This window comes from Nostoc sp. UCD121 (assembly GCF_014222285.1).
GTDB lineage: Bacteria > Cyanobacteriota > Cyanobacteriia > Cyanobacteriales > Nostocaceae > Nostoc.
In genome coordinates, this window is record NZ_JACKZS010000113.1 from 1 (window position 1) to 25,033 (window position 25,033).

The 25,033-nt window shown below is 41.2% G+C and carries 19 protein-coding genes; 14 read left to right on the forward strand and 5 right to left on the reverse strand.

What is annotated here, in order from left to right; genetic code table 11:
* Positions 1-127: 127 nt before the first annotated feature.
* From GNF10_RS22000 to GNF10_RS22010, 3 genes are all read left to right on the forward strand, one after another.
* The gene (locus GNF10_RS22000; RefSeq protein ID WP_185586306.1) at positions 128-1,003 is read left to right on the forward strand and encodes an FHA domain-containing protein; all 876 of its coding nucleotides are present in this window, start codon (positions 128-130) and stop codon (positions 1,001-1,003) included.
* A 77-nt stretch (positions 1,004-1,080) separates the two neighbouring features.
* On the forward strand, positions 1,081-1,242 hold the full coding sequence (locus GNF10_RS22005; protein ID WP_185586307.1) for a hypothetical protein: 162 nt from the start codon (positions 1,081-1,083) through the stop codon (positions 1,240-1,242).
* A gap of 38 nt (positions 1,243-1,280) precedes the next feature.
* Entirely contained in the window at positions 1,281-2,024 is a 744-nt protein-coding gene (locus GNF10_RS22010; RefSeq protein WP_185586308.1) for a M50 family metallopeptidase, read from the forward strand.
* A 187-nt stretch (positions 2,025-2,211) separates the two neighbouring features.
* Here GNF10_RS22010 and GNF10_RS22015 read toward each other — a convergent pair whose 3' ends face one another.
* Complete coding sequence (locus GNF10_RS22015; RefSeq protein WP_185586309.1) at positions 2,212-4,020, reverse strand: ShlB/FhaC/HecB family hemolysin secretion/activation protein; 1,809 nt, start codon at positions 4,018-4,020, stop codon at positions 2,212-2,214.
* Positions 4,021-4,696: 676 nt separating this feature from the next.
* On the opposite strand from GNF10_RS22015, the gene GNF10_RS22020 reads away from it, so the two are divergent.
* From GNF10_RS22020 to GNF10_RS22040, 5 genes are all read left to right on the forward strand, one after another.
* Entirely contained in the window at positions 4,697-7,381 is a 2,685-nt protein-coding gene (locus tag GNF10_RS22020; RefSeq protein WP_221644655.1) for a filamentous hemagglutinin N-terminal domain-containing protein, read from the forward strand.
* 1 nt (position 7,382) lies between these two features.
* Positions 7,383-9,671 carry a CHAT domain-containing protein gene (locus GNF10_RS22025; RefSeq protein ID WP_185585467.1) on the forward strand — a complete coding sequence of 763 codons (2,289 nt, stop codon included), beginning with the start codon at positions 7,383-7,385 and terminating at the stop codon, positions 9,669-9,671.
* 158 nt (positions 9,672-9,829) lie between these two features.
* On the forward strand, positions 9,830-11,779 hold the full coding sequence (locus GNF10_RS22030; protein ID WP_185585468.1) for a serine/threonine-protein kinase: 1,950 nt from the start codon (positions 9,830-9,832) through the stop codon (positions 11,777-11,779).
* Between the two features lie 88 nt (positions 11,780-11,867).
* Positions 11,868-12,422, forward strand: a complete 555-nt coding sequence (locus GNF10_RS22035; RefSeq protein WP_185607233.1) for a COP23 domain-containing protein — start codon at positions 11,868-11,870, stop codon at positions 12,420-12,422.
* Positions 12,423-12,508: 86 nt separating this feature from the next.
* Positions 12,509-13,345, forward strand: coding sequence for a serine protease (locus GNF10_RS22040; RefSeq protein WP_185586344.1), 837 nt, complete (start codon positions 12,509-12,511; stop codon positions 13,343-13,345).
* Between the two features lie 102 nt (positions 13,346-13,447).
* Here GNF10_RS22040 and GNF10_RS22045 read toward each other — a convergent pair whose 3' ends face one another.
* Entirely contained in the window at positions 13,448-14,452 is a 1,005-nt protein-coding gene (locus GNF10_RS22045) for a 2-hydroxyacid dehydrogenase (RefSeq protein ID WP_185586343.1), read from the reverse strand.
* Between the two features lie 215 nt (positions 14,453-14,667).
* Positions 14,668-15,690 carry a serine hydrolase gene (locus GNF10_RS22050; protein ID WP_185586342.1) on the reverse strand — a complete coding sequence of 341 codons (1,023 nt, stop codon included), beginning with the start codon at positions 15,688-15,690 and terminating at the stop codon, positions 14,668-14,670.
* Positions 15,691-16,355: 665 nt separating this feature from the next.
* On the opposite strand from GNF10_RS22050, the gene GNF10_RS22055 reads away from it, so the two are divergent.
* From GNF10_RS22055 to GNF10_RS22075, 5 genes are all read left to right on the forward strand, one after another.
* Positions 16,356-17,885, forward strand: coding sequence for a YifB family Mg chelatase-like AAA ATPase (locus GNF10_RS22055; protein WP_185581692.1), 1,530 nt, complete (start codon positions 16,356-16,358; stop codon positions 17,883-17,885).
* A gap of 122 nt (positions 17,886-18,007) precedes the next feature.
* Positions 18,008-19,024 (forward strand): YihY/virulence factor BrkB family protein, encoded by a 1,017-nt coding sequence (locus GNF10_RS22060; RefSeq protein WP_185581693.1) that lies wholly within the window; start codon positions 18,008-18,010, stop codon positions 19,022-19,024.
* A gap of 151 nt (positions 19,025-19,175) precedes the next feature.
* Positions 19,176-19,733 carry a DUF421 domain-containing protein gene (locus GNF10_RS22065; RefSeq protein ID WP_185581694.1) on the forward strand — a complete coding sequence of 186 codons (558 nt, stop codon included), beginning with the start codon at positions 19,176-19,178 and terminating at the stop codon, positions 19,731-19,733.
* Positions 19,734-19,773: 40 nt separating this feature from the next.
* Complete coding sequence (gene purB / locus GNF10_RS22070; RefSeq protein ID WP_185581695.1) at positions 19,774-21,069, forward strand: adenylosuccinate lyase; 1,296 nt, start codon at positions 19,774-19,776, stop codon at positions 21,067-21,069.
* A gap of 275 nt (positions 21,070-21,344) precedes the next feature.
* Entirely contained in the window at positions 21,345-21,884 is a 540-nt protein-coding gene (locus GNF10_RS22075) for a DUF4126 domain-containing protein (protein ID WP_012409062.1), read from the forward strand.
* Positions 21,885-21,975: 91 nt separating this feature from the next.
* Here GNF10_RS22075 and hemH read toward each other — a convergent pair whose 3' ends face one another.
* Complete coding sequence (hemH, locus tag GNF10_RS22080) at positions 21,976-23,142, reverse strand: ferrochelatase (RefSeq protein ID WP_185581696.1); 1,167 nt, start codon at positions 23,140-23,142, stop codon at positions 21,976-21,978.
* 94 nt (positions 23,143-23,236) lie between these two features.
* Here hemH and GNF10_RS22085 point away from each other — a divergent pair, with 94 nt between their 5' ends.
* Positions 23,237-23,860 (forward strand): class I SAM-dependent methyltransferase, encoded by a 624-nt coding sequence (locus GNF10_RS22085; protein ID WP_185581861.1) that lies wholly within the window; start codon positions 23,237-23,239, stop codon positions 23,858-23,860.
* Positions 23,861-24,166: 306 nt separating this feature from the next.
* Here the strand turns inward: GNF10_RS22085 and GNF10_RS22090 are convergent, their stop codons facing one another.
* Positions 24,167-24,934 (reverse strand): circadian clock KaiB family protein, encoded by a 768-nt coding sequence (locus GNF10_RS22090; protein ID WP_185581860.1) that lies wholly within the window; start codon positions 24,932-24,934, stop codon positions 24,167-24,169.
* Between the last annotated feature and the right edge of the window lie 99 nt (positions 24,935-25,033).

Below are 25,033 nucleotides of genomic sequence, written 5' to 3' on the forward strand. Positions count from 1 at the left end.
CTCCCTGCTCCCTGCTCCCTGTCCCGTATCAAATCGGCAGTAATTGCTAGAATCTAAAGCTAGGGCCGCCCTCTGCTTGCCAGTCCTACCTATATTTATGATGATCTTGAACAAAGGCTAAATATTGATGATCGTCTGCCCTAATTGCAATCATCCCAACCCTGATGGTGCTGTCCAATGTGAAGCTTGTTATACACCGTTACCCGCGACTACTAACTGTCCTAGTTGTGGGGCAAGTGTGCAGGCAGATGCTGCATTCTGTGGTCAGTGTGGCTATAACCTTCACTCTGCAGGAGTTCCCCATGTTCATAGTGCGGTAGCTACAACAGTTACTCCCGATGTTCCTGTGGAAGTACCACCATTAGTTCCACCCGATCCACTGTTAGAACTTTTACAACCAGATGCTTTGGGAATAAGCGGTTCTACTAACTCTCATCCTCCCAGTTCATCTTTACCAGCAACAGAGGTGGCAGCTCCTCCAGTAGCTCCTCCAGAGGCAGCTGTTATAGAAAGCAGCCCCCCAGAAGCAGAGCCAAGCGTCGCAGTACCCGTAGTTTCTGGACAAAGTATTCCTACTCCACCACCGTTGGAACCAGCGCCACCCTCTGAAGCAGAACTACCCCCGCCAGCTGCACCAGCACCAACTGTAACCGTTGCCAGAACGCAATTGCAGCAGGTTATAGCGCGGTTAATCCACGTCCAAACCGATCGGCTAATTGAATTGCCGCAAAATCTCTCTGTGATTCATATCGGCAAGCCTAATGACCGGATTCCTCCAGATATAGACGTTTCAGGATTTCCCAATTCAGAAGTTGTCTCGCGGATTCATGCAGATATTCGTGTTGAGGGAGACGCTCACTATGTAGAAGATGTGGGAAGTTCTAATGGCACTTACATTAATAACTTGCCCCTTTTACCAGGGAATCGTCATCGATTGCGGCCAGGCGATCGCATCAGTTTGGGTAAAGGAGACTTAATGACATTCCTGTTTCAATATGCTTAACTGATTTTCCATCGATTGTGACATCAGTCTAAGCATTTTCTGCCCATCCTCCGGCATCTTTTTTGGAGGAGAAACAAATGCACCGCATCAGACAAGCGACGGATAACTATGTTGTTTTTGATAGCGCCATAGTTTATGGCCGTCGCTTCGATGTGCGAATTGTTGCATTGTTCAGGAACTCCACTACCTCAATAATTACACTAGGATGGATAAAATACACTGCCAATTTAAAATTTTGAATTTTCCAGAAAATCTAAAATCCAAAATAGAGTGACCTATGAGGGAACCAAGTAAAAATTCTGAACCCTTGCTCACCCAAGAAGCCCCGTCAGTTGTTGAGCGTATGGGGCTAACCTGGCTAATTGCAGCAGCGATCGCAACTGCTTTACTATGGCAAGTACCAGGAGGTGATTATATCTTATACCCATTTACAATTCTGGCAACCTGGTTCCATGAAATGGGTCACGGTTTAATGGCACTCCTATTAGGGGGACAGTTTCAAAAATTACAGATTTTTAGCAATGGTTCCGGTGTTGCAACTTATGGCATCCGGTCGTCATTGGGGCCAATTGGCCCGGCAATGGTCGCAGCCGCAGGCCCAATGGGGCCGCCTCTTGCCGGCGCAGCTTTGATTCTGGCTTCCCGCAGTTTTAAAGTAGCTTCCCTAAGTTTAAAAATATTAGGGAGTTTTTTGCTATTTTCCACATTAATTTGGATACGTTCCTGGTTTGGATTGGTGGCAATTCCCTTGTTGGGTTTAATAATTTTGGGTATCGCCCTGAAAGCACCTCGTTGGGTGCAAGGGTTTGCCATTCAATTTCTGGGTGTACAAGCTTGTGTGAGTACGTACCATCAACTTGATTATTTATTTAGTAGTTCTGCTGGCCCCCTTGGACTCTCTGATACAGCGCAAATGCAGCGATATTTGCTTTTACCTTACTGGTTTTGGGGCGGGTTGATGGCGATCGCATCTCTGGTGATTTTAGTCCAAAGTCTCCGCGTTGCCTATCGTTCAGAATGAATACACAAATTAGCGATCGCCTTTTGCAGTTACGAATTCAACCCCTAGTACCTTAATTGCTGAATTAGGTACAGAGTTCCTGAAAGTGCAAACCTTAGTTAACCAGTTATAGTTACCTAGTTTAAACAGGTTTACCAATAATTTAGGGTTGCTCTAGTCAAAAATGTTAAGTTTTGCTCAAAGATGATTAAGGACTGTAAGTGAGACTGAAGTGTAAGCCATCGTCCTGAAGACTACCGCTTGGCTTTTCTATTTCTACAAAGGGAATGCCATAATCAACTCTGATGTTAAAGTTCCGTATTGGCTGCCATAGCAATCCTAGACCTGCACTAGCCAAAAATGGATTGTTAACATTACCGGTTTTATTCCAGACTTGTCCTAAATCAACAAAAGGGGCAAGTTGCAAAATAGGGACTCTTTCACCATTACGTAATATAGGAATTCGACCTTCTACTGATAGCCGATATCCATTGTCTCCAGAACGAGCATTTTGACGGTAGCCTCGAAGCGATTGACCACCACCAATAAAAAATTCATAGAATGGCGGTACATCATCTGGTGTCAATTGTATATCTGCTTGCACGATCAATAAATTGTCATTACCCAATTGTTGAACCCGTTGCACTTGACCTAACCAACTGAAAAAGCTTCCATTCTGATTTGGTTCAGAACTAACTGTAGCATCGAAGATATCTAAGCCAAAGCTAAATTGAGATTGTATCGCCCAAGCTCCTTGAGTGTCACGACGAGTATAATCTTGACCAAACTTCAGAACACGGGTGCGGCTAGGTTCAGTATTCACGCCAATGCCATCAAAGGTAAAAGATCCACTGCTTCCTTGAAAGGCAATTGCTGTAGAAAGCGCAAACTCTTCTTTTAGCGATCGCACCAACGGCTGACGATAACTGATTTCATAGAAATCCAAACTACCTTTAATATCACCGAAGGGCTGTATGGGAGCAGGATTGATTAACTTGTTGTTGTTTGGTGCTGCACGAAATTGTACAGTCCCATTCATGGGATTGAGCGGTACGCGATAGGTGAAATCATATACGTTAGATGCAGCCCGATCAAAATCGTCAAAGTTCACGCCAAAGTTGTAAGAGGCAGTAATTTCATCGCCAATTCCGGTTAAGTTGCGGTAGCGCAGAAAAACCCCAGCTTTTTCTGGAGCAATACTGGGTGGAGAGTAATTATCTACACTAAAAACGCTTTCAAAGGACTTTGCCTCATCTACTCTGATGGTGAGAATACTTTCACCTAAGTTAGAACCAGCGCTTAAGCTAGCATCTATCTTGTCAAATAGAGGATCGATGCGGAGTAGCCTTAGTTGTTCTTCTAACTTATTTGAATTCAGGGGTTTTCCGATTCCTAAACGCACGCGGCTACTTACATAGTCACGATTCAATCGCCTGGTTCCCTCAATCTGAATTTTCTCTAAACGACCTTCAATAACTCGGATTTGAACGACTCCATCAGTAATCACCTGATTGACTAAGACTGCTCTTGAGGTAATGTAGCCTTTGTTCAAATACAGTTGAGTAATTGCATCGGCTGCCTTCTGTAGTTCTTCTAGATTGACAGAACGTCCTTCTAAAGGTTGCACAATCGGGTTGATTTCTTGTGGAGCAAAGATAGTGCTACCAACAACTTCAACTTTACGAACCAAAATAAGCACATTTGGTTGAGATGGTTGCGTTTCTGGAGTTGGAGGAGTCAGAATTGGCTCTTTTTGTTCGGGTAGTGGCGTTGGATCTGGTAGAGGTTGCGGAAAGCGATCGCGGTTGGGATCAGGTCTTGGATTGACTGTTGGTGCAGGCTGGTTTTGAGCTATCTCTACCGTATCTGCGGTTGGCCTAATACTTGGTATGGCAGTTGGACTGCTGGAAGCTGCATAACTTGGCAACAACCAAGCAACTGCCATTGCACTTGGAAGTGTCAATTTCCACCAAGACAACACATTTACCACACTCCAACACACAGAGTCTTTGTTCATATCAATGTTTTTCCTAAAAAATTAAGTTATACGTTGTATTTTTGTAATAGAAAACGCTGTATAAGTACTAACACTTAATAAATACGTTCTAAAATTTACTTATACCAGATAGGCTTTACTCTCATTTGCTTTTGTTTACATTTTGTAATCAATGAAGTATAGTAAATACACTATCATATCTAATAACTTTTAATTAACTCAAGTCAGTGGTTCCCGAAGGTCATTGCGATTATGATTAGGTTACAGATTCTTCACAAAGTATGGAAATATAGGCTGATTTACCTGTTATGTCCATTCATAACCAGATATTTGCTGTCAAACAACAGTGTTTTAAAAACTACATTAGTATTTGGCAGGTGTTGAGCTAAGGCAACTGTAATTTTCCAAGCATATTAGTAAGACAAATGTTTACTTGTATAATACTAAACTTATTGATACATAAAAATTTGTTTTTATGTCTAAATCTATATCTTATGGTAGATGAAGTTACAGAATAATTAACTTTTTTTCTTAAAGATTGTGTAGGATTCAGTATAATAACCTAAGTAACCCTGAGAAATAAAGTAGAACACTGAGTATATTCTGTTATGAAGCTTTGGTCCAAACACAGCACAGACTCTTACAGATTTACTAAAGTTATTTGAAAAAACCAAATTATAGATTAAGGAAATTGGCAGTGAGCAGAATTGGTATATGGTTAGCAACACTCCCTCTGCTGGGAGTTATTGGAGTCGGACAAGTACAGGCACAATCAATTACTCCAGCAGCAGACGGCACAAATACTGTTGTGACTCCTGATGGTAAGCAATTCAATATCACTGGCGGACAGACTTCTCAAGATGGAGCAAATCTGTTCCATAGTTTGACCAAATTTGGTCTGAGTCAAGACCAGATTGCCAACTTTATTTCTAAACCGGAAATCCTTAACATTCTGACTCGGATCAATGGTGGCGATCCTTCTGTAATTAATGGTCTAATTCAGGTTACAGGTGGAAAATCGAACCTATTCTTAATGAATCCCGCAGGTATTATTTTTGGGCCGAACGCCAGCCTGAATTTGCCTGCTGCTCTGACGGTAACAACAGCTAACGGCATTGGATTTGGTTCTAATTGGTTTAGTGCGACTGGTAACAGCAACTATGCCCAACTGGTAGGCAATCCTAGTGCTTTTGCCTTCACTACAGAAAAGCCAGGGGCAATTATCAATGCTGGCGACTTAAGTGTTGGGGAAGGACAAAACTTGACTTTGTTGGGTGGTACGGTGGCGAGTACCGGAAAACTCTCAGCATCAGGAGGTCAGATTACTGTAGCGGCAGTTCCAGGTAAGAGTGTGGTGCGGATTAGTCAAACAGGAAATCTGCTTTCTTTAGATGTACAACCAATAGCAGCAAATGGTAGTCAGCCAAATAACTGGATGTTACCAGTTTTATCTTTGCCGCAACTATTGACTGGTGGGGGTGGGGGAAATGCTATAGGAATTGCAGTCAACAGTAATGGCACAGTTGCACTCACAGGTTCTGGTTTGGTTGTAGAGAATGGAGATGTGGTAGCAAAAGAAGTGAGTGCCCAGACAGCAACACTTGCTGCCAATCACAATTTGACATTAGTGGAAAGTCAACTAAGCACTACAGGTGACTTAAATTTATTAGCAAAGGATATCGTGCGGGTACGGGATAGTGTTGCAAATCCCTTTATTGCTCAAGCAGGAAAAGACCTCTACATTCAAGGCAGTCAAGGTATTGACATCCTAGCATTGAATCATCCGCAGACACCTTTTCAGAGTGGCGGCAACCTTAGTCTAGTCAGCGATAGGAATATCTCCGGGGATGCTCATTTTGCTGCTGGTGGTAGTTTCTCGATGCTTAACTTGTCAGGTCAACCTGGAAACTTTGTCAGTCTTTACGACCCAATTATCAGTTCGGAAGGAGATGTTACGTTTGCTTCCTATACAGGTGTAGCACTTAAGGTAGAAGCTAAAGGCAGCATAACTGGAGGAGACATTAGTATCACTGGACCAGACACTTCTGGTAGTATTCCTAGTTCAGATCCCGATTTCAATATTTTGACTACTCAGCCAGCACTGATTTTACAAGCAGGTAAAGCTACATTAGATAATCCCTCTAATGTTCCTCATTTCAATATAGGTTCATCGAATACTAATTTTAGCTCTCCTGAAAACTCCCTGTTGCAAGGCAAGATCACAGTTGGAGACATTAAGACACCAGGAAATATTAATACATTATATAGTTCTCTTGCTCAAGGTTCTGTAATTTTGTCTGCCACAGGTGACGTTACTGTAGGAAATATCAACTACACCTCTGAACGATCTATCACTAGCTCTAGCGATAAGCCTGTTAGCTTGTATAGCATAAGCGGCAACATAAAAACAGGTCATATAGTTAGTGGTGCCCCTGTCACTTTGACTGCCACAAAGGGTAATATTGAGGTCAAAAGCATTGTTTCTGGTAGCCTAGGTAATAATGGAAACATTGAAATCGTAGCTTCCGGTCTTTTCAGAGCTACAGATATTCAAAACCACCAAGGTGTCGGACAATTTAGCATTTTGGCTTTTACATATCCTAAGGGATTAGACATAAATACAATCAGCAAAGAAAATGCAGGCACTATCACTGTACAGCTTGGAGATAGAAAGCTTGTTGAGGGCAGTTTTCGTCAAGGAAGTAATGAAGACGGTGGACGAATAAATATCCAAATTCTTAAAGATCAAGCTTTTTCAGTAAACAAGCAACCTTTTCCAGAAAATAATAGCGGTACCGCTTATGATATTGCTCTAATAACTGGGTTCAACGCAAGGATAATTGGATCTATTAAAGATATACCATTCTCCCCAGAACCTCCTGCTGTTATAGTCAATCCGCCTGTTGAAATGGGAACTAGCACGGGTAGCACTAGCACTGGCAGTAGTGGAACTAGTACAACAGCTACTACTAGTGGCACAATAAGTACAGCTACAAGCACTAGTCCTAGAACAACCACGGGAACTGAGACGGGTAGCACTAGTACTGGCAGTAGTGGAAGAAACAATGGTACCAACAGCACTGGTAGTGGTGAGCAGGGCGATCGCAATAATGTAGAATTGTCACAGCAAAAAACACAAACAGCTATGATTCGCCAACCAGAAAGCTTAACTTTTGGAATTTTGTCTCTAGACGAATCGCTGGTTGCTCGTCTCAAATACAGTAGTCATGCTACGAAGTTAACACTTAGCAATGATGGGAAAGGAGAATTAACAGGTTCGAATCTCAATGCCAGAGACAAAGAAGACGAAACCAGTTTGAATCAAGTCTTCAATTTTGATGGGAATTTACTAGATAGCAACGTAGTTTTTAAGAATAAATAGTATGTTAAAAACTAACTATCAGTTGATCCTTAAAGTAATTCCTATCTTCGCTAGCGTCTTAATGCCTGTTTTAGCAACAGTACCATTTGTGACTTCACAAGCGATCGCCCAATCTCAAACCGATAAAATCAAAGCAGATCAATTGCTACAACAAGGGCTGAAACATTATCAACTGAGTCAATTTGTACCAGCTATCCAATCTTGGCAACAAGCACTAATAGTTTATCGAGAGTTCAAAGACCGTCGAGGAGAGGCACAAACTCTAGGAAATATAGGGCTTGCTTATAGAGATACAGGGGAATATGGCAAAGCTATTAATTATCAACAGCAAGCTTTGATCATTTTTCAAGAACTTAAGGATCGTCAAGCAGAGGGGCAGCTTTTAGGCAATTTAGGTAATGCTTATTTAGCAATAGGTGAGTATGACAAAGCGATTAAGTCTCAGCAGCAGAGCTTAACGATCGCACGAGAAACCAAAGACCGAGTAGGTGAAGGTGCGGCTTTAGGCAGTTTAGGAATGGTCTATGCTGAATTGGGCAAATATCCCCAGGCTGTTGAGTCATATCTGCAAAGTTTAGCGATCGCACGAGAAACCAAAGACAGAGAAGGTGAAGCAAGTACGCTCAACAATCTTGGAACTGCTTACCAAGCTCAAAACAACAATAGTAAGGCAGTTGAATCTTACCAGCAAAGTTTAACCCTAGCGCGGGAAATCAAAAATCGCAGCATCGAGCAGGTAGCTTTGAGCAGCCTGGGGCTGGCATACGAAAGCTTAGGCGACTATCCCAAAGCAATTGAACACCAACAGCAGAGCTTAAAGATTGCCCAAGAAATAGGCGATCGCCGAGCAGAGGCGTTAACTCTCAATAACTTTGGACACGCTTTATTTGTATCTGGCAATTTGCTTGAGGCCGAAAATAAACTCCGCCTTGCAGTCAAGCTTTTAGACTCACTCAGACAAGGATTAGACGATCAAGGCAAAGTATCAATTTTTGATACACAGCTTGCAACATACAACTTACTACAACAAATTTTAGTAGCGCAGAACAAACCCGGAGCTTCATTAGAAGCTTCTGAGCAAGGACGTGCCCGGGCTTTTGTGGAGTTAATGGAGACAAAACTTAAACCTAATTCAACCTCCCAAGCTGCGATCGCACCACTAACCATTGCTCAAATTAAACAAATTGCCAAACAGCAAAAAGCCACACTAGTTGAATATTCCATTGTTCCCGATGATTTCTTGCATCAAGGTAAGCTAAAAGCCCCAGAATTAGAACTCTTAATCTGGGTGGTTAAACCTACGGGTGAAGTAACCTTGCGGCGAGTTAATCTCAAGTCACTACGGCAGCAAAAAACTTCACTCCAAGAAATAGCAACTAACACTCGGAATGCCATTGATCCAGCAACAAGTAGTTCTGCAAATTCGGAAGTAGTTTCTAAAGGCTTAAAGCAATTACATCAACTCCTGATCCAACCCATTGCTGACGAGCTACCCAAAGACCCCAATGCTCGCGTTATATTCATTCCTCAAGATTTTCTTTTGTTAGTGCCTTTCACAGCCTTGCAAGATACCACTGGTAAGTACTTAATTGAACAACACACGATCGTTTCTGCTCCTGCCATCCAAGTATTGAATCTGGCTAATCAGCAAAGACAACGTAGCCAAGGATTAGCAAAAGATATCTTAGTCGTAGGCAATCCCACAATGCCCAAAATTCAAGTGGGAGATCCGCCTCATAATTTGTCACAGCTACCTGGTGCAGAAGAAGAAGCCAACAAAATTGCTAGTCTTTTGCAAACTAAAGCAATTACTGGCGATCGCGCCACTAAGCTAGATATCATCAAGCAGATGCCCAAAGCTAGGATAATTCATTTAGCAACCCACGGTCTACTTGATGAAGTGAAACAATTGGGTGTTCCTGGTGCGATCGCGCTAGCTCCATCTGGTAATGATAATGGCTTTCTTACCCCTGGCGAAATCATAAATTTAAAACTCAATGCCGAACTAGTAGTATTAAGTGCTTGTCAAACAGGCAGAGGTGAAATTACAGGAGATGGTGTAATTGGGTTATCCCGGTCTTTGATTTCTGCCGGGGCTGCTAGTGCGATCGTCTCTTTGTGGGAAGTACCAGATGATACGACAGCAACACTAATGTTAGAGTTTTATAGTAATTTTCAAACTCATGCCGATAAAGCCCAAGCACTACGCCAAGCAATGCTCAAAACAATGCAACAATCCCCAGATCCTACAGATTGGGCTGGCTTTACTTTGATTGGTGAAGCTGATTAATAATTTATAAGGGTTCTCCAACGAACAAATATACCCCATAAAATAAAATGAACAATTAAAACTTTCCTTTTTCCAGTCTCTTGAAGCCACAGGGTGTTGTACCTAAGTGATAACCGCTATAGATGATGTTAATAGTATTTTTTATATAAGTTAAACGTATGTTAGATCAGCTACTAGCCGGGCATTACCAAGTACTAAAAGTCCTGGGAGCAGGGGGATTTGGACAAACTTATGTAGCTCAAGATATTCACAGACCAGGTAATCCTACTTGCGTTGTTAAGCATCTGAAGCCAGCGAATACCGAGCCTGCCTTTTTAGAAGCAGCTAGACATCTATTTGCAAAAGAAGCAGAAGCCTTAGAACAACTTGGTCATCACGCCCATATTCCACGACTTCTAGCTTATTTTGAGGAAAACGAGGAATTCTATTTAGTTCAAGAACTAATTGATGGAAACTTGCTCAGTACAGAGTTATTACCTGGTTATCATTGGAGTGAAAGTCAAGTAGTACAACTACTGCGAGAAATCTTAGACATTCTAGACTTTGTTCACAGCAATGGTGTTATCCATCGGGATGTTAAACCTAATAACATCATTCGCCGCCAACAGGATAATAAACTAGTTCTAGTTGATTTTGGTGTAGTTAAGCAAATAAATATGCAACTGACTACAGCACAAAGCCAGATGAGTACCTCTGTTGTTGTAGGCACTTTAGGCTATATGCCACCTGAGCAGTTAAGAGGTAAACCTCGTTTCAGCAGTGATATTTATGCTCTAGGGATTATAGCTATCCAAGCCCTAACAGGACTAAACCATCAACAATTGAGAGAGGATGCTAGCGGTGAAGTTGAGTGGTACAGCTACGCTCAGGTTAGCCCTGAGTTAGCTGGTATTCTCAGTAAGATGGTACGCTACCACTTTCAAGAGCGTTATGAGTCTGCGAAAGAGGTACTGGCTGCACTCGAAACCTTGGTAGTTCAACTTGGATATGCAACAACACAGCCAGACTTCCGCCTTCAATATCCCCATACAGAGCCATACAGTTGCCCCCCTACAGTGCCAGTATCTCAGTTTGGGCAACAGCCATTAAGTACAACCGCAAATAATCCCCGACTATCAACAGCGCCAACTTTAAATCTACCTGCTTCTCCCAACAGTCCTCAATCGGCAGGTTTTGCTAAAGCGTTGGCTGTAATTAAATCTCCAGTAGGAGTTATATTGAGTCTTGCTACTTTTGTCAGTATACTTGGTGTTTCCGCTTTTGATTGGCATAAAAATCAAAATTTCTTAGCAAGCGTGCAAGATATTAAAACTTTAAAGCAAGCAAAAAAATATGAAGAATGTATACAAAAAGCAAGTAATATTGGTTTTCCTGATAAAAATTCATCACGGAATTTACAAGTTAAAAATGAGCTTATAAATACCTTAAATGAATGCCGAATCTCTCAAGCTAAAATCCTAGCAGCCCAGTCTAACTTTCCTGAAGCAATTAAGCAGGCTGATAAAATTCTGAGCAATCAACCTTTTTCTGAAGAGGCTCAAAATCTAATTAATGAATGGTCTCAGAAGCTGCTCACCCTAGCAACACAAAAATACGAGCAGTCAGGAGATGTAGATAATGCAATTCTTATAGCTAAAGATATCCCATCCAAAAGCTCTAGTTTTAAAGAAGCTCAAGAGTTTATTGCTAAGTGGAAACAGGAATTTAATTCTAGTAAAGAGAATTTAAATTTAGCGCAAATTGCATTAACTAAAAATAAATTTAATGATGCGATAACTTCAGCAAGTAAGATTGCTGGTACTCAATATTGGCGACAGCAGAAAGAGGCAATTATTCAAGAAGCTAAATCTAAGCTTGAACCCGACAACATCAAACCATTTTATTCTGTTAATACTACGGTTGTCAGAAACCAACTAATAACACCTAGAGTTGCACCCACAATCCGCAAACGAAACAACTCAAATTTAAATGTCTCATCCAATAATTCTCAACCAGTCATTAGAACAAGAAAGTTAAAATCCCAACCTTCACCTACTCAAAAATCCCCAACTATTGATAATTGTCAAGCTTCTAGCTCTATTTTGGGGCAGGGTTCCAACTGTCAGTAGCAATTAAATCTAACAAGCATAAATAAAAACTGTTTCTTTATCTAAATTCTTTTTCGATGTTATGAAATATAATTTTTTTATTCCAATTGTGATTACATTTGCTACCACAATCGCTCTACCTATTGTGAGCCTAGCTAAACCTACAGTCAAAGTGCAATATATTTGTGAAATGAAGCAAGATATTCCTATTACTTATGCACGCACTCCAACAGAAACTGTTGAGTTTATTGGCTGGCAATCTCAAGCTTTTAGTAATTCCGGTTATACACCTGAACGGCGCTGTCAAGAAGTAACAGCAAGGTTCCAAAAACATTCAGATGCAGGTAATCTCCGGTTTATTACAACTGGCAGAATGAATAATCAAAACGTGATGTGCGTTGCCAAAAAAAAAGGGAGTAATTGTATATCAGATGGCTTGCTACTCACTTTTGAGCCTAAAGACAATCCTCAAAAAGTTCTTGTAGAACTATTTAATGTTTCAACTAGAGTCAGAAAGATCAGGCTTACCAGAGGTAATCCAGTTTACATTGATGTAGATGAATATTTGAGTAACGCCTCAAAAAATAGACAGAGCCAACCAACACAGTCAGAAAAACCCGCATCTCCAGTTACCTGTAATGGGTCATTTTTTTGCTCTAACTGATTCTGGATATGACAGATATTTAATTAATAAATTGAATAAACTTTTTTATAAACTAAAAGCAAGCCATTTGGAGATTAAAGTCAGGCATGAATTTACGTTTAATAATTCTATTTGCCTGTATGAATGGCTTGCTAGCTATCTTAACAAGAGCAGTTAATCCAAATCCAAGTATATTAACTCAAATAACGTCCTCCAGAAAACCCCAACAGGAGTTATCTATAGATCGGTTACAGCAACAGTCTAAGTTAATTACAGTAAAAGTGCTTTCAAATGATTCTTGGGGTTCAGGATTTATTATCCAACAGCAAGGACAGGTTTATATAGTACTGACTAACGAACACGTCCTTTCTCCAGGAAAACAGCATCGGATTCAGACTGCTGATGGTCGTATTTATTCAAGTAGTTTACTACGATCAATTCGCTTTAATGATGATTTAGCATTGATCCAATTCCGTAGTGCTAGTATTGTTTATCCAGTGGCAATTGTAAAAGAGGCATCAACTTTAGAAGTAGGTAATAGAGTTTTTGCCACAGGGTTTCCGTTTGACATTAACCCATCCAAGTCAGGTAAATTCGAGTTGACTAGCGGAAAAATTTCTGACCTACTCAACCAACCTTTGGTTGGAGGTTATCAAATTGGCTATACCAACAACGTTAAGCGGGGTATGAGTGGTGGCCCATTGCTCAATATTCAGGGGGAAGTTGTAGGTGTCAACGGGATGTCTAAATATCCACTATTAGGGAATCCTTATGTTTTTAAGGATGGCTCTACTGTTTCTGAAGCAAGATGGCAGGAAATGAGCCACCTAAGTTGGGCGATACCAACTTCAAAATTTCTCCATCTAGTACATACAAAAAGAATAGGTGAGCTAATAGATAAACACAAAGACTCATCAACAGAAGCCTCGGCACGGGGGTTATAATAACGAAGATTTTTAGATGCTAATTACTGAGGAAATGGAGGATTTGCATGATGATGAGGATTAACTAGTGATTTTAGTTCAAAGTCACTAGCCAACCCTTAATTAAGTTGACGGTTGAGCGCGAATTTCATTGGCGCAAGGACGACCATTTTCAATATCAGCAATATTAGCAAAAGTTGTTTCTGCAATATTGTGGAGAGCTTCTGCTGTAAAAAAGGCTTGATGTCCGGTAATGAGTACATTGGGGAACGTTGTCAGACGTTGGAAAATATCATCTTGAATAATTTCGCCAGATAAATCCTCAAAAAACAATTCCGATTCTTGTTCGTAGACATCCACGCCGAGATAGCCAATCTTACCAGACTTTAATCCCTCAATCACTGCTTGGGTATCAATCAGGGCTCCCCGACTAGTATTAATTAGCATTACGCCTGGCTTAATCTGTTCTATAGCCTCAGCGTTAATCAAGTGATGTGTTTCGGGAGTCAGGGGGCAATGTAAGGAAATAATGTCAGAGTTGGCAAATAGCTCAGGTAGTTCTACATACTTTCCACCTAGTGCCTCCAATTCTGGATTGCGATAAACGTCGTATGCGAGTAGGTTACAGCCAAACCCCTTCATAATCTGTCCTAAAATTAGACCGATTTTGCCAGTACCGACAATCCCCACTGTACGCTCATGCAAATTAAATCCCAACAGTCCATCTAGGGAAAAATTACCTTCTCGGACACGGTTATAAGCCCGATGAATTTTGCGATTCAGGCTTAAAATCAACCCTACAGCATGTTCTGCTACTCCATAAGGTGAGTAAGCGGGAACACGCACAACAGTAATTCCTAAATCTGCTGCGGCTTGTAAGTCTACATTGTTAAACCCAGCACAGCGAAGGACAACCAGCTTAGTACCCCGTGAAGCGAGAAGTTTTAAAGTTGGGGCATCAACCTGATCGTGTACAAATACGCAAACCGCCGGAAATCCGTCGGCGAGGATAGCAGTATCCCGATTTAAACGGGGTTCAAAAAACACTAATTCGTGTTGTGTGGGAGAATTTACATCTGACAAAAACTTGCGATCATAGACTTTTGTACTGAACACTGCTACTTTCATTCAAAACCTCAAGCTCTATGCTGCACGGTATCCGACTACATAATAGCTTGGCAGTTAGAAAAGCGATGTCTAAGACGGGCTATTCGCTATCGTATTTTTGAATATTGCCAGCTTTCAGAATTGCAATTAGCTAAAAAACCCCCTTAAGGGGGTTGGGATATCTCTTCCGTGCAAGTCTGAAACTAAAGCAAAAATTTAGAATTCAGAATAAATAATTAAGGTAGATTACTGACTTTTGGGTGCTCGAAGTAGCCATACATCACCCGCGAAACTTGACGAATAAAATCCCTAGCCCTAATGTCATTATTTGGTCTACGCACGAAAATTCCTGCTAAATAACGTTTACCTGATGGCGTTTCAATGATACCTGCATCGCCTAGTATAAACCGCAGAGTACCTGTTTTATGAGCAATATTTGCACCAGAACCTAAGCCTGATGGGAGCAATTTTCTATTTTGACAACGAATCATAATACCTAAAACTTGGGATTGGCTTCTATCAGAAATTAACTGATTATTTGTAACCAAAGCTGACAGTCTTACCAAGTCTTTGGCACTAGTTTTATTAGTTCCTTTAAAATCTCCTAACATATTGTGAATCACAGTACTTTGCAATCCCCAACGGCGAAACTTTTGATTTAATTTAGATACACCACCTAAACGATCGATAATCATATTTGTAGCAGTGTTATCGCTGATAGTCATCATCTTGGTTGCAGTTTGCAAGAGACTCAGCTTAGTTCCCACTCGTTGATACTGCAAATTTCCGGAACCGCCAGTGACATGTTTCCTTCGCATCACCAAAGTTTCACCAAGTTTGATTCTCCCTGCATCTACTTCTTGAAACAATGCAATCAAAATCGGATACTTAATTGTGCTAGCAGCAGAAAATGCTTTACCACCATTAAAACTGAAATAATCACCTGTTTTCAAGTCCATAAAAAAGATTCCGGGAGTGAGGAATCTATAGCGAGCCATTAATGCTTTAATAGGAGTTTTTAGTTCTGATATCTCGCGTCCTAGAGGAACTACACCAGTAAATTTAGAACTATTTATTGGGTTGCCAGGATCACCTAGAGGAACCGGAGGAATAAATTTAAGTTTTGGTAATTGTAAATCAGATTGATTTGCACTCCAGTCATTTATGTTGCCAACTTGATTGGTGTTGGGATTCGCTTTTACTGGAGACGAAAATAAAAAAATACTTGTAAGGCTGAGTAATAGCCAGCGTAGTTTCATGTAGTGCTGTAAGGATAGTGTTGGATTTATTTACAGAGATTTTCTCAAGAACTTAATCAAATCCGGATTGATTGACATAGTAATCATTAAGGTATCCCATGTCAATAGATATGAAACACGCATTATTGGAAAATTGAAAATAAAATGTATGGTAAAAAAACACAAGGTATAATATGGACAATATGCTTTTATCACATCAATTGATTATATTTTTATACAAATAATAAGAGATTATGATTGCAGTTTTAATTTTGCTAGCAATGATTTATACATACATAGCGCTCTGGATAAAAAAGCAATTGCTTCTATCTAACACAACTTACGCAAAATCAGGAACAAACGAACCACAGAGGGCGCAGAGGACAGGGAGAAATAAGAGTTTCAGAGAGTTATTGCGTAAGTCCTATCTAATTGATAATTATTAATTCATGATATCAAGTTCGGATAATTAGTTATAGTTTTTACACTTAGTAGCTAGGGTATTAAAGTTATTTATAAAGTGTAAAAATAAAATTACTCTAGTGGCGTGGCACAGCTAAAATAGGGCAGTCGAAAATGAAATGGTATAACTATGCTGGATCGGTAAAATAGTCTATGTAGTTTCACTAATGCCAATCGACCCACGTATCTGCTAGAGATTTGAAAGGTTTACTGTTATATAAGCAATGCTTGCTAGAGTCTGGAGTGCATCAATTGTGGGCATCGATGCCGTCAAAGTAGGCGTGGAAGTCGATGTCTCAGGGGGATTACCGGGAATTGTTGTCTTGGGACTACCAGATTCAGCGATTCAAGAATCGAGAGAAAGAGTCAAAGCAACGCTGAAAAATGCAGGTTTCGCCTTTCCTATGCGGAAAATTGTAATCAATTTAACTCCGGCAGATTTACGCAAAGAAGGCCCGTGTTTTGATTTGCCTATTAGCGTGGGAATTTTGGCGGCTTCTGAGCAAGTTAGCGCTGATTTGTTGGGGGATTATCTATTCTTAGGTGAAGTGTCTCTAGATGGCAGCTTGCGTCCGGTGGCTGGTGTTTTACCGATCGCAGCAGCAGCCGAAAAAATGGGAATTGCAGGTTTAGTTATCCCTGCTGATAATGCCCAAGAAGCCGCAGTTGTTCAAGGTTTGGCTGTTTACGGCTGCAAACATCTGTCTGATGTGGTAGCTCTTTTAAATAATCCAGGGCGTTACAAACCTGTGCAGATGGATAGTACAGTAGACACAGCAACAGTATCTTACCGTAGCGCAGATTTGCATGATGTGAAAGGACAAGCTCATGCTCGTCGAGCTTTAGAAATTGCTGCTGCTGGTGGACACAATTTAATCTTTGTTGGGCCGCCTGGTAGTGGTAAAACCATGTTAGCACGGCGCTTACCAGGAATTTTACCGCCCCTGAGTTTTGCCGAATCTTTGGAAGTGACTCGCATCCATTCGGTGGCTGGTTTATTGAAAAATCGCGGTTCGTTGGTACGCGATCGCCCTTTTCGCAGCCCTCACCACTCAGCATCTGGGCCTTCTCTGGTTGGTGGCGGTAGCTTTCCTCGTCCTGGCGAAATCTCATTATCTCACAGAGGTGTGCTATTTCTAGACGAATTAACTGAGTTTAAACGTGATGTGCTGGAATTTCTCCGTCAGCCTTTAGAAGATGGCTATGTGACAATTTCTCGTACCAGACTATCGGTAACGTTTCCCGCACAGTTTACTTTGGTGGCGAGTACCAATCCCTGTCCTTGCGGTTACTATGGCGATACCATCCAACAATGTACTTGTTCTCCCCGCCAACGCGAGCAATATTGGGCAAAACTTTCTGGCCCGTTGATGGATCGAATTGATTTACAAGTTGCTGTAAATCGCTTGAAACCAGAAGAAATTACCCAACAACCGACGGGAGAAACATCAGAATCAGTCCTACAACGAGTGCAACAAGCAAGCGATCGCGCCATTACCCGTTTTCAAGAAGAAGCAAATCTGCGTTGCAATGCTCAGATGCAAAGTCGTCATCTCCAGAAATGGTGCAAGCTAGATGATGCTAGCCGCAATTTATTAGAAGTAGCCATTAGAAAATTAGGTTTATCGGCAAGAGCTAGCGATCGCATTCTCAAAGTAGCACGAACTATTGCAGATTTAGCGGGAGATGATGAGCTAAAAACTAGTCATGTGGCGGAAGCGATTCAATATCGCACAATCGACAGAATGCAGTAAAACTATTATATTCCTCCTTAAGAATGCTTTACAAACTCCCTTGGGAGGATGTCGCCACCCAGACAATAAGTATCAAATATATCAGGAAGTAAGCGATATCCTCTTAGAAGGAGACTGGTTGAATGAATTTGCAGGCGATTTGGAATTTATTCCAAGAGACATTCAAAGAATGGAGTGAGGATAAAGCGTCACGGTTAGCGGCGGCTTTAGCTTATTACACGATTTTTTCTATTGCACCGTTATTAATTATTGTAATTGCGATCGCAGGGGCAGTATTTGGAGAAAAGGCGGCAACGGGTCAAATTGTCGGACAAATTCAAGGTTTAGTTGGCCCAGATGGGGCAGAATTTATCCAAACAGCGATTCAGAATGCGAACAAACCACAGACAGGAGCGATCGCTTCGATTATTAGTGTTGTAGTTTTGCTATTGGGTGCTACTGGTTTATTTACCGAGTTGCAAGATTCCCTTAATACGATTTGGGAAGTTAAACCGAAACCCGGACGTGGCGTAACTAACATCATTCGCCTACGTGTTTTGTCCTTTGCAATGGTCATAGGTATTGGTTTTTTACTGTTAGTTTCTCTAGTAATTAGTACAGCCTTAACAGCATTAGTGACATTCTTTAGCAATTTGCTACCAGGTGTGGATTTCCTCTGGCAGATTCTCAATTTCGTCATCTCTTTTGCCATCACTACGTTTCTGTTTGGACTTATTTTTAAAGTCCTACCAGATGTCAAAATTGGTTGGAGTGATGTTTTAATTGGGGCTATGCTCACCTCCTTTTTGTTCTCAATTGGGAGATTTTTATTAGGACAGTATTTAGGTAATGGGAGTTTTGGTTCAGCTTATGGTGCTGCTGGTTCATTGGTAGTGATTTTAGCTTGGGTTAACTATGCCGCACAGATTCTTTTCTTCGGTGCTGAATTTACCCAAGTTTATGCTAGAAGGTATGGAAGCGGCATAACCCCAACAAAACATGCCATTCCTTTATCTGATAACACTGAATATAATGACAAGGCTAAAACGAGTCAATCGTCCACTAATAAAAAGTCATCTTCTAACCTGATTAATCGTTTATTCAATTCTTTCAAAAAGCCCAAACGATTAAAACAAAGGAGGAAAAATCCGCGATTTTAACCCCACTATCCAGGGCTTATATATTTGTAACTCTGATAAATATTCAAGAATTTAACCTCTAATAAAAATCAGTTTTATGAAATCAGATCCCAGATAAATAAAGTGATACTGGATTTTTTCCAGAAATCTATATGAAAAAGGAAGAAAATCAGTGCTAACGGAAAAATGGTTTTTTATCGATTGGCAAGCAATCTTTGTTCCTAGCATCAGCGTCTTTGAGTTGATTATCCGTGGTTCGCTGGTATATTTAGCGCTGTTCTCAGTTTTACGTTTCCTTCCTAGCCGACAGCTAGGAACACTAGGCATTACTGATTTACTCGTAGTTGTGCTATTTGCTGAAGCTGCCCAAAATGCGATGGCAAGTAATTATACATCGATTACTGAAGGCGCTATCCTGGTAGGAACTGTGATTTTTTGGAGTTATTTATTGAACTGGTTAGGCTACAAAATACCTCAGTTCCAACGTTTTCTAAATCAGCCACCGCTACTACTGGTAAAAAATGGTCGGATGATTCAGCGTCATTTGCAACGAGAGTTAATTACAGACGATGAGTTGATGAGCAAGTTACGTCAGCAAGGTGTGGAATTTTTAGCCGATGTGAAGTTTGCATATATGGAGGCTGACGGTAGGATTAGCATCATCACCTTTGACTCAAAAACTAATCCCGTCTCTGAGCCAAAAGCAGCATTAAAAATTGATCTACATTAATTAGACTGTAAAATATGACGGTTGTATTCTGTGCCGAACTGTGATTGAGCGTTATACTTTGCCCGAAATGGCTAATCTGTGGAGTGAAACCTATAAACTAAAAACTTGGCTGCAAGTCGAGATTGCTGTTTGTGAGGCTCAAGCTGAACTAGGTTACATTCCATCTCAGGCGGTTGAGGAAATTAAGGCCAAGGCAGATTTTGACCCCAAGCGGGTGTTAGAAATTGAGGCTGTAGTCCGCCACGATGTCATCGCTTTTTTGACAAATGTCAACGAATATGTCGGGGAAGCCGGACGCTACATTCACCTGGGTTTAACCAGTTCGGATGTTTTGGATACAGCTTTAGCGCTGCAATTGGTTGCCAGCCTCGATCTATTATTGCAACGTCTGGAAGATTTGATTCAGGTAATTCGTGAAAAAGCACGGGAACACCGTCATACAGTCATGGCTGGCCGATCGCACGGTATTCACGCTGAACCAATTACTTTTGGTTTTAAGCTAGCTGGCTGGTTAGCAGAGGTGTTGCGACACCAAGAACGCTTGAGAATTCTCCACGAAACTATTGCTGTGGGTAAGATTTCTGGTGCAGTGGGAACCTATGCTAACGTTGAACCGCGTGTAGAAGCGATCGCTTGCCAAAAACTCGGACTCAAACCCGATACGGCCTCAACACAAGTTATTTCCCGCGATCGCCACGCCGATTACGTGCAACAATTAGCTTTGGTAGCCGCATCCATCGAACGTTTTGCTGTAGAAATTCGGAATCTTCAAAAAACAGACGTTTTAGAGGTTGAAGAATTCTTTGCCAAAGGTCAAAAAGGCTCCTCAGCCATGCCACACAAACGTAACCCCATCCGTTCGGAACGGCTAACGGGAATGGCGCGACTGGTGAGAAGTCATGCTGGTGCAGCCTTGGAAAACATTGCTCTCTGGCATGAGAGGGATATTTCCCACAGTTCTGTAGAACGGGTAATTTTGCCAGATGCTTGTACTTTGACGCATTTTATGTTGTCAGAAATAACTGACTTGGTGAAAAACCTGTTGGTTTATCCTGAGAACATGGCACGAAATCTCAACTGCTACGGCGGCGTTGTGTTCAGCCAAAAAGTTCTACTTGCCTTGATAGACAAGGGAAGCAGCCGCGAAGAAGCTTATGCGATCGTTCAAGAAAGCGCTCACGTCGCTTGGAACAAGCCAGGAGGAAATTTCCAGGACTTAATTAGCAAAGACCCTCGCGTTACTCAAAAGTTGTCTCCAGCAGAATTAGAAGTCTGTTTTGACCCCCAGCAGCATCTCCAACATTTAGAAGAAGTTTACCAACGATTAGGAATTTAGAATTAATTGGCTTGTAGTGAGCGCTTAAGTGCTTACTACAAACTTTTTATTCAAAAAATAAACAATAGCCAAAACCCTCGTTTTCAGGTCTTCATTTACCTGAAATACGCTGTATAAACCATTGAACCCACGTTAAAAAAGAATTTAAAAATAAATATCAACAATATTCACTGCTGTATTGCTGAAGGCTGGATGTTTGATGCTGGAATTATTCCTATAACTGGGTAGTATACATAACAAATAAGTAAGTATTTGTTAGTCCTACCAGTGCCTTAATGATTGAAATCCTAGCCACACTTTCTGCCTCTGCCGCAGCAGGAATGAGAATAGGCATACCTTTGCTAATTATTGGACTATTGCAGGGTAGTAACTTATGGTCACAAGTTCCAATTTTATCTCACATTTCCCCACCAATATTGTTAGGCTGCCTCACCTTTTGGTCTTTAGTTGAATTATTAGCCTCAAAAAAGCTATGGGGACAAAGATTATTACAACTGGTTCAGTTATTCATGTCTCCCATCGTAGGGGCAATTATGGGTTTAGCAGTCGCTAATGCCACAGCAACACCAAACTGGCTGATTGCCTGTATTGGAGGTTCCTTAGCTTTAGTACTCCAGCTAGTTCAAGTTGGTTGGTTCTATCGGTTACGTGGCTTACCCTTGTGGGTAGTCTTTCTTCAAGATACCTTGTGCATTGCTCTAGTACTTTTTGCCTTTGATGCTCCCTGGCAAGGAGGATTAATTGCTTTAATACTGCTTTGGTTTGCAGTTCGTAGCGCGAAGCAGTGGTATGACTGGTATCACACAAGGGGATAGGGAATGGGGAAAAAGCAAGGGGGCAGGGGAAGCAGGGGAAGAAGAACTATTGCCCAATTCCCAATTCCCAATTTTCAATTCCCAATTCCCCTTACTGCAAAAGCCCAATCATGTGCAAGAAGCCGTGACCGGTAATTAGCTCGATGATTAAGGCGATAAAGCCCAACATGGCAATCCGACCATTCCAGACTTCAGCGCTAGTCGTTAGACCCCATTCCCAACGCTCTTGGGGGTACATTTTCACCATTTTTTTCATTTGGGCAGCTTGCGAAAGCTTGAAGCTGGGATTTTTCAGCGCATCAATCACTAAGTCTGCAAGTGCATTAATAAATACTGGATGAGTATTAGGAGCAGGAACGCGGCGGAAGTTATGAATTCCTGATTCCTCTGCTACTTCCCGATACTCAATATCAATTTCTTGCAGTGTCTCAATATGCTCTGAGACAAAACTGATAGGCACGACAACCAAATCTGTTACGCCTTGTGCGCCTAATTCTTTAAGCGCATCTTCAGTATAGGGTTGGAGCCATTCTACGGGGCCGACACGACTTTGATAAGCTAAGGTATGGGCATTAGAACGATTGAGAGTCTGCATAATCAGAGCAGTACATTCTTCAATTTCTTGCTGGTAAGGGTCGCCAGCCTCTTCAACGTAGCTTTTCGGAACGCCGTGAGCGCTGAAGAATATATGAACCCCGTTTGGATTAGGAAACTGCTCAAGTTCTTGGGCTATCAGTTCCGCCATTGATTGGAGGTAGCCTGGTTGTTTGTACCAAGAAGGAATAACGGTGTATTCAATGGGCTGAAGTTTTGGGTCTTCACGCCAAAGTTTATCTAAAAGCCGAAAGCTGGAACCACTAGTACTGATAGAAAACTGGGGATATAGTGGTAAGATTACCAGGTGTTCTATATTGTCTTGCGTGATCTGTGCGATCGCTTCTTCTGTATAAGGATGCCAATAACGCATTCCCACGTAGATATTGGCTTCTTGCCCTAAAGAACCCAACTGTTCTTTTAAAGCTTCCCCTTGCGCTTCTGTAATCCGCCGCAATGGGGAACCACCACCGATTTGCTTATAATTTTCTTGAGATGTTCTGGTTCGTCGTGAGGCAATAAACCAGGCTAGGGGTTTTTGCAACCAGCGAAACGGTAGGCGAATAATTTCTGGATCGGAAAATAGGTTATACAAAAACGGCCCGACATCTTCTAGCTTATCAGGGCCACCGAGATTGAGTAATAATACGCCTACACGACCCATAGCTGTTACTTTCCCCCAATCTTTTCAGATTTTTTACTAATGTTAACAATATATCTTTATTAAATAATAAAGCTTAATAGCAAGGAAATATGCAATGGCAACAATTTTAAGGGATTGGAGTTACCGCTATCAGTGGCTTTATGATAGTATCTCTCGTTTAGCAGCCTTAAGTGTAGGTGGTGAAGCCCGTTTTCGGCAACTTGCTTTGCAAGCCTTAACAATCTACTCAGATACTCAGGTTTTAGATTTATGTTGCGGTAGTGGTCAAACGACACAATTTTTAGTAAAACTTTCACAAAATGTAACAGGATTGGATGCTTCACCTAAGTCTTTGCAACGGGCGCGGCTAAATGTCCCGGAAGCTTCTTATGTCGAAGCCTTTGCTGAGGAGATGCCATTTGCAGATAATCTGTTTGATGTGGTGCATATCAGCGTTGCACTACACGAGATGCAGCCTCAGCAATTACGAAAAATTATTAATGAAGTTTATCGAGTACTTAAGCCAGGAGGGGTATTTACGCTAGTGGATTTTCACGCTCCAACAAATCCAATATTTTGGACTGGGATATCACTGTTTTTGTTCTTGTTTGAGACGGAAACAGCTTGGCAATTGTTGAAAACTGATTTGGCTGGATTGTTAACTGAGACTGGGTTTGATGTTAGTAAGCCAATTTTATATGCAGGTGGTAGTTTACAAGTTATACAGGCAAAGAAGTAGACACAAGTAAGGCGATCGCTGTAACTTTTTCTTATAAGAAAACTTCGATCCCTAATAGGGATTTTAGTTGATTGCGATAATACTGCTGCAATTTAATTTGTCTGTATTGCTCGTTTCAATCCCTAATAGGGATTTTATTTGATTGCAATCAGAGAAATTCTCATACTTGGCAAAAAAACTAGTCTGATTGCAAAGCTGTTCACGAGCCATGAGCTTACTACAGACTTTCTTTGATTTTTAGCAAAAACAATTGCCACCTCTCAAACCTCTGCATTTTATTTTTAACGCTCAATTTCGTTATGAAACTTAAAATTTTTCCTTAGCAGCTAACATCTGTAAAATCTTTTCTACATGATCCAACTCTCCAACAATTCGCCGAATTGGGTGCGGCCAAACTTTGACAAGGGTAGGAGTTGCAGAAACTTGATTGAGTTCTGCTTGTTCTGGGTGACTTAAAACATCAATTACTTTCAGAGTATAAGGATGTCCCAGCGATCGCTCCAACAATTCATGTAAATTTTGCAGAATGCGTTCGGTAGTACTGCTATGCCCTGCAACAAACAAGCGGAGAACATAGCCTTGTGTGATTACTTCCTTTTTTTGTACTATTACTGGCTGGTGGTATTTTGGCACAGGTTCAGAAAGGTCTAGACGAACAATTAAATCGTGATCTTCCCAAAGCTGCGGGAATGAGGAACGATAAGATGTTAATACCATGCGATCGCACAACCCCTCTTGCCAAGGAGCAGCTTGCCATACTAAATCCCCTGTACCAAAAATGGCATTAAGCAAAGCTTGATGTCTAATTACAGCCGGATAAGCTTCAGCAAAAGTTCGCACTTGTTGAGTGCGCGGATCTAACCAGTGGTCAATAGTTGCAGTATAACAAGGCACTAAAAAGTGCGGTGGCTCTGGCAAATCTAGAATTTCTTGCAAAGCCGAACACAAATGCAAATGCCATCGACCTTGTTTGCTAGGGTCGATGCAGTAAATTAAATCTCCTCCAGGTGTAAATAGGGCAATGCCTTTAAACAACTGGGGTGTAGATAGTTTGTTTGTTGTCAAGTTATTCACAAAGGCTAGGAAGCTAAAAGTAAAAATTCTCTCTTTTACCTTTTACCTTAGCTATAACCGTAACCAGGATCAGAAAAATATTTGGGATTGGGGGATGAG